The 14111-nt window shown below is 66.5% G+C and carries 10 protein-coding genes; 2 read left to right on the top strand and 8 right to left on the bottom strand.

Annotated elements, in window-relative coordinates; translation table 11 throughout:
* Positions 1-5: 5 nt before the first annotated feature.
* Positions 6-2570: a PepSY domain-containing protein gene (locus AC56LH_RS10490; RefSeq protein WP_499645892.1), complete on the bottom strand. Its 2565-nt coding sequence runs from the start codon at positions 2568-2570 to the stop codon at positions 6-8.
* Positions 2567-4684: a TonB-dependent siderophore receptor gene (locus AC56LH_RS10495; protein ID WP_499645893.1), complete on the bottom strand. Its 2118-nt coding sequence runs from the start codon at positions 4682-4684 to the stop codon at positions 2567-2569. Before AC56LH_RS10495 ends, AC56LH_RS10490 begins: the two co-directional genes overlap by 4 nt.
* Before the next feature lie 253 nt (positions 4685-4937).
* On the opposite strand from AC56LH_RS10495, the gene AC56LH_RS10500 reads away from it, so the two are divergent.
* On the top strand, positions 4938-5921 hold the full coding sequence (locus tag AC56LH_RS10500; RefSeq protein ID WP_499645894.1) for a tripartite tricarboxylate transporter substrate-binding protein: 984 nt from the start codon (positions 4938-4940) through the stop codon (positions 5919-5921).
* A 64-nt stretch (positions 5922-5985) separates the two neighbouring features.
* On the opposite strand, the gene AC56LH_RS10505 is transcribed toward AC56LH_RS10500, so the two are convergent.
* The 4 genes from AC56LH_RS10505 to AC56LH_RS10520 are packed head-to-tail and all read right to left on the bottom strand — an operon-like array spanning position 5986 to position 10048.
* Positions 5986-7164 carry a CaiB/BaiF CoA transferase family protein gene (locus AC56LH_RS10505; RefSeq protein ID WP_499648446.1) on the bottom strand — a complete coding sequence of 393 codons (1179 nt, stop codon included), beginning with the start codon at positions 7162-7164 and terminating at the stop codon, positions 5986-5988.
* A 30-nt stretch (positions 7165-7194) separates the two neighbouring features.
* Positions 7195-8352: an acyl-CoA dehydrogenase family protein gene (locus tag AC56LH_RS10510; protein ID WP_499645895.1), complete on the bottom strand. Its 1158-nt coding sequence runs from the start codon at positions 8350-8352 to the stop codon at positions 7195-7197.
* Positions 8353-8381: 29 nt separating this feature from the next.
* The gene (locus tag AC56LH_RS10515; RefSeq protein ID WP_499645896.1) at positions 8382-9224 is read right to left on the bottom strand and encodes an HTD2 family dehydratase; all 843 of its coding nucleotides are present in this window, start codon (positions 9222-9224) and stop codon (positions 8382-8384) included.
* 26 nt (positions 9225-9250) lie between these two features.
* A complete protein-coding gene (locus tag AC56LH_RS10520; RefSeq protein WP_499645897.1) occupies positions 9251-10048 on the bottom strand; it encodes an HpcH/HpaI aldolase/citrate lyase family protein in 798 nt (265 codons plus the stop codon).
* A gap of 179 nt (positions 10049-10227) precedes the next feature.
* Between AC56LH_RS10520 and AC56LH_RS10525 the strand changes: the two genes are divergently transcribed.
* Positions 10228-11157: a LysR family transcriptional regulator gene (locus AC56LH_RS10525; RefSeq protein WP_499645898.1), complete on the top strand. Its 930-nt coding sequence runs from the start codon at positions 10228-10230 to the stop codon at positions 11155-11157.
* Positions 11158-11438: 281 nt separating this feature from the next.
* Here AC56LH_RS10525 and AC56LH_RS10530 read toward each other — a convergent pair whose 3' ends face one another.
* Both AC56LH_RS10530 and AC56LH_RS10535 read right to left on the bottom strand, forming a co-directional pair.
* Complete coding sequence (locus AC56LH_RS10530; protein WP_499645899.1) at positions 11439-12578, bottom strand: glycerate kinase; 1140 nt, start codon at positions 12576-12578, stop codon at positions 11439-11441.
* A gap of 12 nt (positions 12579-12590) precedes the next feature.
* Positions 12591-13904, bottom strand: coding sequence for an MFS transporter (locus AC56LH_RS10535; RefSeq protein WP_499645900.1), 1314 nt, complete (start codon positions 13902-13904; stop codon positions 12591-12593).
* Positions 13905-14111 lie beyond the last annotated feature (207 nt).

A 14111-nucleotide genomic window follows, 5' to 3' on the forward strand; every position in this document is an offset into this window, starting at 1 on the left:
CGTGCTCAGTACACGTCGCGCCGGTAACGGCCCGCATCGATCAGGCGATCGCGCCCGGCCTCGCCGAGAATCGTTGCCAGTGCCGCATCGACCTCCCCCGCCATCCCCTGCAGGCTGCCGCAGACGTGGATGACCGCATTGCGCTCGACCCAGTCGCGCAGCGTGTCGGCGCGGGCGCGCAGGCGATCCTGCACATACTCGGGCGCGTCGTCGCGCGAAAACACCAGATCGCATTCCGGCAGTGCACCGGCATCGCGCCACGCGGCGATCTCGCCCGCGCACAGGCTGTCGAAGGCGCGCTGGCGTTCGCCGAACAGCAGCCAGTTGCGGTGCTGCCCGGCCAGAACGCGGCTGCGCAGGTGCGCGCGCAAGCCGGCCATGCCCGAGCCGTTGCCGATATAGATGCAGGGCCGCGCATCCTGCGGGCCATGGAAGCCCGGATTCGTCGCCAGCCGTGCGCGGACCATCGCGCCGATGTCGAGATGCGCGGTCAGCCAGCCGGATGCCAGGCCCATGCCCTGCTCGTGGCGCTGCTGGCGCACGAGCAGCGTCAGTGCGCCATCCTGCGGGATGCCGGCAATCGAATAACGGCGCGGCGCCAGCGGTTTGAGTGCATCCGCGCATTCCTGGGTCGATGCGAATGGATGTCCGGTGCCGGGCAGTTCGCTCCAGGCCAGCGCCTCGCGCAGCGTCTGGGGTTCGCCATGCCAGATAACGCGCGCCGCGCCATCCAGGCCGCTGGCCGCCAGCCAGGCGTCAACGGTCGCCGCCGTGTGGCGCGCCGCGACGTCCAGCAGGTCGCCGGCCTGCCACTGCTGATCTGCCGTCGTCTGCAGCACCAGTTCATACAGCGGCGCGCCCAGGCTGCCGGGATTCAACAGTGTGCGCGCGACGAGGCGCCAGTCGGTCATCGGTGCCGCGTCATTGGCAGCGGCGGGAAACGTGCCGGCGGCCGCACCCAGGGTGCCCAGCGCATGCATCCAGCGGCCCAGCGCCGCGGCGTCACCCTGGTCGACGTCGATCCGTGGGAACAGCGCCGTGGCGCCCAGCGCACCGAGGCGCTCGTCAAGCGCGATGCCGTAGCCGCAGTAGCGCGCGTAATTACGGTCGCCCAGCGCCAGCACCGCGTACTTGCAGCCGGCCAGCGCCAGCGGCCCTGCATGCAGGTCGCGCGTGAAGCGGCGCGCTGCATCGGGCGCTTCGCCGTCGCCAAAGGTCGCCGCCACGAACAGCGCATGGTCGTAGCCAGCCAGTTCGCCCGGGCTGAGCGCCGACACCGCGCGCAGGTCGACCGCGCGGCCACCGGCGCGCAGCGCCGCAGCGCTGTGCAGCGCGATCCGTTCGGCCTGGCCGCCCTGGCTTGCAAACGCCAGCAGGATCGGTGCGCCGGCGCCTGGCGTGGTGGGTCCGCTCGTCATGGCGAGCGCCCGTTCGCGCGCCAGGGCGCGCTGTTGGCGTCGCCGGCCCAGGTACAGCAGCCAGCCGGTAATGGCAAAGCCGGGCAAGGCCAGGCTGGCGAGCATCATGATGACCCGCCCCGGCAGGCCGAAGTAGCTGCCCGTGTGCAGCGGCCGGATCGTGCTCAAGGCGCGCTGGCCAACGGTTTGCGCGTCGTAGGGTTCGTTCTTGAGCAGTGCGCCGTCGCTGGCGCGCAGCGACATGCGGTTGCGGGCGCGCTCGTGCGGGCCGTCCTGCGCAATCCACGTCAGTTGGTAGGCGCCGCTGCCGCGTTCCGGCAGGCGGATCGTCGCGCTGGCCCAGTTCGGGGCATGCGCGAGGAAGGTGTTCCAGGCCGGATCGAGTGCGGCCGGGCCATCCGGCGTTGCTGGGCGCTTGCGTGGCTGCGCCTTTGTTTCGGTCGCGGCGCGGCGCTCGCTGCCGGCCCAGCCCTGCACCGTGTCGCGCACGACGTCAAAACTCCAGTAAATGCCGGTGCCACCCACGATCAGGTAAGCCACCAGCGCCCAGGTACCGGCAATCGCATGCAGCGCCCACAGGAACGAGCGGCCCCGCAGGCTGGTATTGAAGGTGAGCCAGGTGCGCCAGTTGGCGGGTTGGCGCGGCCAGCGCAGATACAGGCCGCTGAGCGCGAGACCCACGAGGCACAGCGCCAGGATGCCCAGCACGAGGCGGCCCGGGGCGCGCGGCAGCAGCATCCAGCGATGCAGTTCCTCGACCCAGTTGAACGCGGCCTCGAAGCGCAGCGCCGGCAAGACCGCGCCGCTGTACGGGTGCACGCGCACGTCCGGACCGCGCCGCTCACCCTCCGGCGCGGCAAAGCGCACCAGCGCCGTGCTGGCAGGATCCGCTTCCAGCACGATGCTCACCACGCGCTCCCCGGGTCGCGCGCGCTGCGCGGCCTGCAGCAGTTGCGCCGGCTGCAGGCGCGCACGCGCTTCGGCATCGACCGTCATGACGCCCGGATTGAGCACGTCGAGCAGTTCGTCCTCGAACGCCATGATGGCGCCGGTCAGGCCAATGACGGCCAGCAGCGTGCCGGCCGTGATGCCGACGAACCAGTGCAGCTGGAACCAGACCGTGCGCAGCGACGGCAGGCGCCAGCGGCTCACAGCGCGACCTTCATCGACAGCTTGATCAGGCGCGGCAAGCCTGCGCTCAGGCGCGTGCCGGCGCCGGCCCAGTACTGCTTGTCTGCAGCATTGTCGACATTGAGTTGCCACGTGGTGCGCTTGCCGGCGAATTGGTCGATGTATCGGGCACCCACGCTGAACACGGTGGTGCCGCCCAGCCAGGCCTGGTTCAGGTCATTCACGGGCCGCCGGCCCGTGTAGTACGCGCCGCCCGTCAGCGCCAGGCCGGGCACCGCATCCAGGTCCCAGGCCACGAACGTGCTGGCGGTGCGGCGCGCTGCATTTTCCGGCAGCTTGCCGTCATACGTCGCGTTGATATTGCGGAAAGCCGGATCGAGCCACTGGGCCGACGCCTGCCAGGCCACGCTGCGCAGAATGCGGCCCTGCGACGACAGCTCCAGACCGCGATAGCGCTGCTCGCCATCGGCGGTGAAGACATTCGCGGCGTTGGTGTAGTAACCGGGGCGCTCGATCTCGAAGAGTGCCGCCTGTGTCAGCAAGCCGCCAGGCGTGCGCCAGCGCGCGCCGACTTCGCGTTGCTTGCTCACGCCGGGCGCCATGCGGGTTCCTTCATTCGCAGTGCCGGCCGGTGCGGCCTCGCCCTCTTCCAGGCCTTCGGCGGCTGACGCATACACGGAGAGATCGTCACGCAGGCGGTAGATGACGGCTGCCATCGGCGTCGTCTCGCTCGCGTCGTAGTCGTTCACGCCCTGCGTGCTGCGGTAGTCGACGCGGCGCACGCCGCCGATGAATTGCCAGGCGCCCAGGCTGATGCGATCGACCAGGTACAGGCCCTTGTCGCGCGAATCGAGTGCCGCCGTCGTGGGCGTCGCCGGCCGCGCACCGACCGAGACGTTCGTCACCGGCAGCGGCGCATACAGATTCTGTGCGGGGATCGTGTAGTTGGCCTGGAAGATCGGGGCCTGGCCCTTGTCGGTATCGCTCGCGCCGATCGTCACCTCGTGCGTCAGGGAGCCCGTGCGCAACTGGCCGGCCAGTTCGGCGCGCAGCATGCGCGAATCCACGTCGGCATGCTGCAGATTGCCCGTGATGCGCCCTGCCCCGGTCGCGATGCTCGCTGCATTATTGAAGCGGAAGATCGGCAGCGAACGGTCGCGCTTCGTTTCGGCGTGGCCCGCTTCGAGCGTCAGCGCCCAGGCGTCATTCAGTGCGATGTCTGCGCGCAGCTGCGCGTTGCGCGCATGCGTTTCGAACCTGGCCCAGTCGGGGCCGACGAGCCGGCGCGGATCCACCGCGCGCGGCAGCGTGATCACGCCGCCCACGGCCGGCGGCAGGTTGATCCCGGCCTGCTCGGTCACGCGGCGCTTGTCGTATTCGAGGTCGGCGCGCAGGCGCACGCGCGCGTTCACGCGCCAGTCGAATGCGCCGGAGGCGAAGCCGCGGTTGCCGTTGCCGACGCCATCGAGGTGAGAGCCGAGCGTGCCGCCGGCCGCGTTGATCCGCACGCCGAACGCGTCATCAACACCGAAGCGGCGCGCAGCATCGAGCGTGGCGACGACGGTCCCATTGCTGTCGACGTTGGCGCCGACGGTGTTCAGCGGCATGCTGCCGGCGCGCTTGGTGACGAAGTTCACGACGCCGGCCGGCGACGTGAAGCCGTAATACAGGGCCGTTGCGCCCTTGAGCACCTCGACGCGCTCCTTGTTCTCCATCGACACCTGGCCGAAGTTCATGATCGGCAGCGAGCCATTGAGGCGGTAGTTGGTGCGGTTTTCGACAGCGATGCCACGGATGACCAACTGGTCCCACGTGTCGCCGCCGTTCTGCTGGCGCGTCACGCCGGCCGTATTGCGCACTGCGTCATACAGGCCGGCGGCGCCCTGCAGGTCGAGCACGTCGCGGGTGATGACGTTAACGGTCGACGGCACGTCCATCACGTCGCTGCCGCGAAAGCTCCCGGCTTCCACTGTATTGGGCATGAACCCCTGCGCCTTCACGGCCGTTACGCGCACTGCCGGCATCGCGCCACCATCGGCTTCCTGCGCCATCGCTGTCGTCGGAAACGCATGCGGAAACACCAGGGACAGGGCAAGAACGAGACGCGACGGACGCAGGCAAAGGGACGAGGACATGAGAAGAAGCAGTGACGAGGAGCAAACCAGGATTCTATCGTGAATGAGAATCATTTTCAATGACGACGGCAGGTACACCGTGACTTGCTGCAGATGCACACCATGTACTTGGCGTACCTATCGCCTTTTGTGATGCAGGCATCAGAAAACGCTATTTACATGTGCATGTCATTCAATTCTATGATGACTTGACTGCATCAAACGCCACGCGCGGGGCAGCCTCGAGCACAAAAGCCTATAACAGGAGACACGCATGCCGACACACGCAATCACACGCAGGGTACTGACCGCCGCAATCGCGCTGCTCGCTTCAAGCGCCGCCCTGGCCGCCGACTATCCGGAAAAAACCATCACCCTCGTCGTCCCGTTCTCGGCCGGCGGGCCTACCGACGTCGTGGCCCGGATCCTCGGGCAGAGCATGGCGAAGTCGCTCAAGCAATCGATCATCGTGGAAAACGCCCTTGGTGCGGGCGGCACGCTGGCCGCCGGCCGCATCGCGCGCGCCACGCCGGATGGCTACACGCTGCTGCTGCACCATAACGGCATGGCCACCAGCACCACGCTGTACCGCAAGCTCGCCTTCAACCCCATGACCGACTTCGAGTACATCGGCCAGGTGGCCGACGTGCCGATGGTGCTCATGGCGCGCAAGGACCTGGCGGCCAATACGCTGCCCGAGCTGATCGCGATGATCAAGTCGAAGAAGGACGCGATGACAATGGGCCATGCTGGTCTGGGCGCCGTGTCGCACCAGTGCGGCATGCTGTTTCTGAGCGCGATCGGCGTGCCACTGACGACCGTTCCCTACAAGGGCACGGCGCCGGCACTGAGCGATATGCTGGGTGGCCAGATCGACCTGTTGTGCGACCAGACGACGCAGACGACGTCGTACATCCGCACCAATCGCGTGAAGGTGTACGGCGCGACGACGAAGACCCGCATCCCGTCGCTGCCGACCGTGCCGACACTGGCCGAGCAGGGCATGGCCGGTTTCGAGATGTATGTGTGGCACGGGATGTACGCACCAAAAGGCACGCCACCAGCGGTGGTGGCGCGTATCGGCACCGCGCTGCGCGAGGCGCTCAACGATCCGAACGTGAAGGCGCGCTTTGCCGAACTGGGCGCCGAGCCGGTGTCGGATGCGAAGGCCACACCGGAAGGCTTGCGGACGCACCTGAAAGCAGAGATCGAGAAGTGGGGCCCGATCTACAAGAAGAACGGCGCGTTCGCCGACTGATACGCGCAACGCAAAAAGCCCGCGCTGCCATCACGGCAGCGCGGGCTTTTTTTATCGCTGTTCGCTAGACCGCGCCTTGCGCGTGCATGGCTGCGATGGCCGCTGGGTCGTAGCCCAGCTCCGCCAGGATCGCATCCGTATGCTGGCCCAGCGCGGGCACGGCGTCCATGCGCGGCGTGACGTTGTGCGGTAATCCGGGCGGCAGCATGGCGGGCACGCGGCCGTTGGCGGTGTCGACTTCGGTCCAGCGCCCACGCGCCTTCAGTTGCGGATGGCCCCACACTTCGTGCATGTCGTTGACCTGGGCATTGGCGATGTGGGCCAGCTCCAGCCGCTCGCGCACCTGCTGCGCCGTCAACGTCGAAAACGCCGCCACGATCAGCGCCGCCAGTTCATCGCGCGCTGCGACCCGGCGTGCGTTGGCGTTGAAGCGCGGATCGTTCGCCAGGTCGGGCGCCTGCAGCACGATGGCGCAAAAGGCCGTCCACTCACGTTCGTTCTGGATGCCCAGCATGACCGACTTGCCGTCGCCAGCCAGGAACGGCCCGTACGGGAAGATGGTCGCGTGCGAGGCGCCCGTGCGCGCTGGCGGCGCCGCGCCGTCATATGCGTAGTACAGCGGATAACTCATCCACTCGGCCATGCTCTCCAACATCGACACATCGATGCGGCAGCCTTCGCCCGTGCGGCCACGCTGCAGCAGCGCGGCCAGGATGTTCGTGTACGCGTACATGCCGGCTGCGATATCGGCAATCGAACAGCCAGCCTTCGACGGGTCGTCCGGCGTGCCGGTGATCGACAAAAAACCTGATTCGCTCTGGATCAGCAGGTCGTAGGCCTTGCGGTCGCGGTACGGACCGTCGCTGCCGTAGCCCGAGATGTCGCAGACGATCAGGCGTGGATGGCGTTCTTTCAGCGCTTCATAAGACAAGCCAAGGCGTTCGGCCGCGCCGGGCGCGAGGTTCTGCACCAGCACGTCGGCTTCTGCCAGCAGGCCGGCCAGCACGGCGTCGGCCTGTTCGTGCTTGACGTCGAGCGTGAGGCTTTCCTTCGAACGGTTGGTCCAGACGAAGTGCGAGGCCAGGCCATTGACGCGTTCATCGTAGCCGCGCGCGAAGTCGCCGCTGCCGGGCCGCTCGACCTTGATGACGCGCGCGCCCAGGTCGGCCAACTGGCGCGTGCAGAACGGCGCTGCGATCGCGTGTTCCAGCGTGACGACGGTGATGCCGTCGAGAGGTCGCATTGGTGTCACAGGTGTCATGTGCGCGCCTCCTCAGAACGAACGTGGCAGACCAAGCACATGCTCGGCGACGTACGACAGAATCAGGTTTGTCGAGATCGGCGCCACCTGGTACAGGCGCGTTTCGCGGAACTTGCGCTCGACGTCGTATTCGGACGCGAAACCGAAGCCACCGTGGAACTGCAGGCAGGCGTTGGCCGCTTCCCACGATGCTTCGGCGGCCAGCATCTTGGCCATATTGGCTTCAGCGCCGCACGGCTTGTGCGCATCGAACAGCGCGCAGGCTTTAAAGCGCATCAGGTTCGCCGCTTCGACGTTGATATACGCGCGCGCAATCGGAAATTGCACGCCCTGGTTCTGGCCGATGGGTCGCCCGAACACGACGCGCTCATTGACGTACTTGCTGATCTTGTCGATGAACCAGTAGCCGTCGCCGATGCATTCGGCAGCGATCAGCGTGCGCTCGGCATTCAGGCCGTCGAGGATGTACTTGAAGCCCTTGCCTTCTTCGCCGATCAGATTCTCGGCCGGGATTTCCAGGTTCTCGAAGAACAGCTCATTGGTCTCGTGGTTGACCATGTTCTGGATCGGCTGCACGACCATGCCCTGCTTGATCGCATCCTTGATGTCGACCAGGAAGATCGACATGCCCTCGGATTTTTTCGTGACCTCGGCAAGGGGCGTGGTGCGCGCCAGCAGGATCATCAGGTCGGAATGCTGCACGCGCGAGATCCACACCTTCTGGCCGTTGATCACGTAGCGGTCGCCCTTGCGCACGGCCGTCGTCTTGATCTTGGTGGTGTCGGTGCCGGTGGTCGGCTCGGTCACGGCCATCGATTGCAGGCGCAGTTCGCCGCTGGCAATGCGCGGCAGGTAGTGGCGCTTCTGCGCTTCGGAGCCGTGGCGCAGCAGCGTGCCCATATTGTACATCTGGCCGTGGCAGGCGCCGGCGTTGCCGCCCGAGCGGTTGATCTCTTCCATGATGACCGAGGCTTCCGTCAGGCCCAGGCCCGAGCCACCGTATTCCTGTGGGATCAGCGCCGCGAGCCAGCCGGCTTGCGTCAGTGCGGTGACAAAAGCTTCGGGGTAGCCCCGCTCGTCGTCGACCTTGCGGAAGTACTCGGCCGGGAATTCGGCGCACAGGGCGCGCAGCGCGTCGCGGATGTCTTCAAAATCGTGGTCGGTGTGCATGGCGGTCTCCTGGTTTTTATTGGGGTGGCTTAGGCCAGCAGCGCTTCGGCGCGCATGGCCAGTTGGCCGTCGTGGGTCTTGGCCCACAGCGTGATCGTGTGGCCGTCCGGCTCGACGCGGCCGCAAACGCTGAAGCGGTGGATGTCGAATAGCGGCTGCACGGCGCGAAACGAAAACGCGCTGACGACGGCGGCCGGCCGTTCGCGCCGCACGAGGTCGAGCAGCAGGCTCGCGATCAGCGGGCCGTGCACGATCAGGCCCGGATAGCCTTCGACCTGCGTCACGTAGGGCTGGTCATAATGGATGCGGTGGCCGTTGAAGGTCAGCGCCGAGTAGCGAAACAGCAGCACCGGGTCGGGCGTGATCTCGCGGATCCAGTCGTGGTCAAGGTCGGCCATTACCGGGACCGGCGCCGGATCGTCAGGCTGCGGATTGGCGCGGTAGACGATGTCATGTTCTTCCTCGATCGCCACGCCGGCTGCGCCTTCGATCACGTGGCGCACCAGCACGAACACCAGCTTGCCGCTGCGGCCTTCCTTGCTCGTGATGTCCGCAATGGTCGACACGCGCCGTGCCTGATCGCCGACCTGCAGCGGCGCAATGAAGCGCAGGCGCCCGCCGGCCCACATACGGCGCGGCAGATCGACCGGCGGCAGGAAGCCCCCGCGCAGTGCGTGGCCGTCCGGTCCGAGTTGCGATTGCCGGTGGACGGGCAAAAAGTACAGCCAGTGCCACAGCGGCGGCACGGCGCTGCCGGGGTGCGGGGCCGGGTCATCGCGGTCGAGCAGCGCGGCCATCGCCGCGAGCGGCGCTGCGGTGATGGCATCCAGCTGTTCTTCGGTGCGGCCCTGCCAGGCGGTCAACTTGTCCATGGGGTGTCTCCTGTCGTTGTCTTGTTCTAGTCGAATGCGTCGTCGACGATGCGCTGGGCCCGGAGGATCACGGGGCGATCGGCCATCTTGCCGTCCACGGCGACGGCGGCGCCGTTGGCCTCGCGCGCTGCGGCCAGCACGCGCGTGGCCCAGGCCAGCTCGACATCCGTGGGCCGAAAGCCTGCGTTGACGGACGCCACTTGGCGCGGATGGATGCATAGCTTGGCGCCGAAGCCGAAGCGGCGGGCGCGCACGGTGTCCGCACGCAGCTGGGCGTCGTCGTCCAGCGCCACGGTCACGCCATCGATGGGCGCCGCCAAACCGGCCACGCGCGAGGCCAGCACCAGCATCGAGCGAAAATGCAGCAGTTCCTCGTCATCGCCCTCGATGCCCAGGTCGAACTGGAAATCGATCGAGCCGAATGCCAGGCGCGCGACGCCTTTCACACGCGCCAGCGCATCGACCGCTGCCATGCCGGCGGCGGTCTCGATCAGCGGCAGTACCGGGAGGCCAAGCTGCGCAACGCGCTGCAGATTTTCCACCGACTCGGCCTTCGGCAGCATGATGGCGGCCACGCCGGCGTGGCGACACAGGGCCAGGTCATCCTCGAACCAGGGGGTGTCTTCGGCGTTGATGCGCAGGATGACGGGCATCGATGGGTCAAGTGCCGCTGCCACCTGCATGCGCGCCGCGTCCTTGTCTGCGGGCGGGACAGCATCTTCAAGGTCCACGATAACGGCGTTGGCTCCGCTATCCAACGCGCGGACAAAACGCTCGGGGCGGTTACCGGGGACGAACAGGTAGGAACGGGGGATGGCTGCCATGACGAACCAGTCGCGTGGTGGGATTGAGGCCCATCATAAATTTGAATGCAGGCGACTCAGAAATAGAAAAACGTGATTCGACGATCACGTGAGTGCATGGCTGGCAGCGATCACGCCCCGGTATTGCAGGCAGCGGAGGAATAGCTTATGTTGATGGCACGACCACTTGAAGGACAACCATGGATATCAAGCAGATCCGCACACTCATCGCCATTGCCGAAACGGGCAGCGCCACCAAGGCTGCGGAACTGCTGCACCTGGTGCAGCCAGCCGTGTCGCGCCATATCCGGATGCTGGAAGAAGAATGCGGCGCCCTGCTGTTCGAGCGTGAGCGCCACGGCATGGTGTTGACCGACGCCGGCCGCACGCTGGCCGAATACGGCCGCCGCGCGCTGCGTGAACTGGACAAGGCACGCGCCGAAATCGGCCCGGCCGCCAATGCGATCTCGGGCCGGCTGATGATCGGACTGCTGGCCAGCACCAGCAATCTGCTGGCGACCGAACTGGTGGCGCGCGTGCGCACCCGACACCCTGCGGTCACGGTCGGCATCAATGTCGGGTATGCGGGCAATGTCGTGCAGTGGCTGGAAGCCGGTGAAGTCGAACTCGCGCTGCTGTACGACACACGCGCCTCGAATGGCCTGCAGGTCGAAGCGCTGCTCGATGAACGCCTGTACGTAATCGGCCCACCGGGCGAGATCGATGCGTCGACGCCGTTTCCGCTCAAGCAGCTGCGCGACCGACCAATGATCCTGCCGAACGCCCCGCATGGCCTGCGCAGCATCATCGAACACGCGCTGGCAGTGGCCGGCATCAGTGTCGACGTGGTGGCCGAAACGAATGCCCTCGACCTGCAGAAATCGCTGGTCAACAAAGGCTTCGGCTACAGCATCCTGCCCAGCTCAGCGATCCTCGACGAACTGCGTGAGGGCACGCTGTCGGGCGCCCCGGTCGGCACGCCCGACCTGTCACGCCGCATCGTCCTGGCACGCGCCGCCACCCGTCGCGCTTCACCGGTCAGTGTGGCAGCCGCCCCCGAACTGGTCGGCCTGATGAAAGAAATGGTCCTGAGCGGCGCCTGGCCCGGCGCCGCCTGGATCGGCCGCTGACCGCACCAGCCGCAGCCACTGGCTGGCTGGCTGGCTGCCAAAGAAATTGCCCAATAATTCGACTCTGACCCTAATTGTCAGGCAGCCTCGACACTCAAAACAATAATTAGGGTCAGAGTCGAATTGTTTGACAACTTTTGGGAATTGCCCAATAAATCGACTCTGACCCTATTTGTTGGCGGGCCCGAGCAATTGCCCAATAATTCGACTCTGACCCTCATTGCGGAGAAATCGGATCAATTGCTCAATAATTCTACTCTGACCCTAATTAGGGGTTGGGGTTAGAGGGATTGGCCGAGTTTCAGCGTGGCGGCGACGTTGCGGGCCGTGGTGCGCAGGTTGAATTCGGCGTTGGCGAGGGCTTCGGCGACCGTGCCGGCTTTCATGATGGTGCTGAAGGTGGCGTCGATGCCGTGGGCGTGGACGGCGCTGGCGTCGTGGCCCAGGCAGCCACCGATGGCGATGACCGGTTTGCCATGGTGGGCGGCGACGCGGGCCACGCCGATCGGCGTTTTTCCGTTGACGGTCTGGCTGTCGATGCGGCCCTCTCCCGTGATGACCAGGTCGGCCAGCGCGACGGCGGCGTCCAGTCCGACCGCGTCGGCGACGATTTCGCTGCCCGGCCGCAGGCGGCCTTTCAGGAAGACCAGCATTGCAGCGGCGATGCCGCCACCGGCGCCGGCACCCGGCACGTCGGCCACGTCCTGGCCCAGGTCGCGCGCGATGACGGCGGCGTAGTGGCGCAGGTTGGCGTCGAGTTGGGCGACCATCGCTGGCGTGGCGCCCTTTTGCGGGCCGAAGATGGCGGAGGCGCCATTTAGACCGACCAGCGGATTGCTGACGTCGCACGCCACCTCGAATACCGCGTCCCGCACGCGCGCGTCGAGCTGCGTGATGTCGATGCGCGCGAGGTTTGCCAGCGCGGCGCCGCCCGGCGCCAGTGGCGCGTCCTGCGCGTCGAGCAGCTGCACGCCCAGTGCTTGCAGCATCCCGGCGCCGCCGTCGTTGGTGGCGCTGCCGCCCACGCCGAGAATGAAGCGGCGCGTACCGGCGTCGAGCGCGGCGAGGATCAATTCGCCCGTGCCACGGCTGGTCGCGCGCAGCGGATCGCGCGCGGCCGGCGGGACCAGTTCCAGGCCGCTGGCAGCGGCCATCTCGATCACGGCGATGACGTCGCCGCCCGTCAGGCCGTAGAAGGCGTCGACGGGCGTGCCCAGCGGACCGGTGGCGCGCAGGTCGACGCGGCGGCCGGCCGTCGCGGCGATCATCGCCTCGACGGTGCCTTCGCCACCATCGGCGACGGGGATCTTGACATAGCTGGCGTCAGGGAATATCTCGCGGAAACCCGCCTCGATGGCGCTGGCTGCTTCCAGCGCCGACAGGCTTTCCTTGAATGAATCGGGTGCGATCACGATGTGCATACTGCGCTCCGATCAACGATTGACGAGGCGCGCAGGCACCACGAGCACCAGCATCGCGCCGATGAACAGCACGGTCGACAGGATGTACAGCGCCATGTCCGTGCTGCCGGTGGCGTCCTTGATCCAGCCGACCAGGAAGGGGCTGAGGAAACCGGCGATCTGGCCCATCGAATTGATCAGCGCCAGGCCGGCGGCCGCCGCCGCGCTGCCCAGGAACGCTGCCGGCAGCGGCCAGAACATCGGCAAGCCGGTCAGTGCGCCCATCGTCGCCAGACTCAGGCCGATCATCACCAGCACCACGCTATCCGAGAAGTTCGCGGCCAGCAGCAGGCCAGCCAGCGCCATCAGCAGCGGCGCCGAGAGGTGCCAGCGGCGTTCGCGGCGACGGTCGGCCGAGCGGCCCACCAACACCATGAAGACACCCGCGAACAGGTACGGAATCGCGCTGAGCCAGCCGACCGTCGTGGCGCTCTCGAAGCCCAGCGACTTGATGATCGATGGCAGCCAGAAGTTGATCGCATACACGCCCATCTGGATGCTGAAATAGATGAAGCCGAGCATCCACACATGCCAGTCGCGCAGCACGGCGCCGAACGAATGCACCGCGTGCGTGCCGCTCGAGCGCTGCGCTTCGTCCTCGTCGAGCGCCGTCTGCATCGCGGTTTTTTCCTCGGCCGTCAGCCACGGCGCCTGCGCCAGGCTGTCGTTCAGGTAGAACAGCACGGCCACGCCCAGCAGCACGGTCGGAATCCCCTGCAGCAGGAACAGCCACTGCCAGCCAGCCATGCCGCCCTGCCCGGCCGAGAAGTGACTGAGCATCCAGCCCGACAGCGGGCCGCCGATCAGGCCCGAGACGGGAATGGCCGACATGAACAGCGCCATCACCTGGCCGCGCTTGTGCGCCGGGAACCACTTGGTGAAGTACAGGACCATGCCCGGGAAGAAGCCCGCTTCGGCCACACCGGTAAAGAAGCGCAGCACATAGAATTCGACGGGCGTGCTCACGAACAGCATGCAGGCCGACAGCGCGCCCCAGGTCATCATCATCACCGCGATCCAGCGCCGCGCGCCGAGCTTGTGCAGGATGAGGTTACTCGGCACGCCGAAGGTCACGTAGCCGATGAAGAAGATGCCGGCACCCAGGCCATACACGGTCTCGCTCAGCTGCAGCGCATCGAGCATCTCGAGCTTGGCGAAACCGACGTTGACGCGATCCAGGTAATTGAAGAAGTAGCAGACGAAGATGAAGGGGATCAGGCGCCACGTGGCCTTGCGGTAGGCGCCGTCGAGCAGGCTCGCGCCGGGGGTGCTGGCAATGGTACTCATGCTGTCTCCGAATATATGGTCATGTAATCATCGAGATTATCAACCAAACAAGGGCCACACAGCGTCGGCGACACGCACAAGATTCAGTACCACGTTCACGCCTTTTTTCAGACATATGCACAAGTTGGCCGCCGAATATGGTTCTCCCGAACAGGCCAGCGTCTGCTATCGGACCCTGGCAACACCCGCCCGACGCAGGCGCAGCCC

Source organism: Telluria sp. LT1R51-2 (assembly GCF_059685775.1).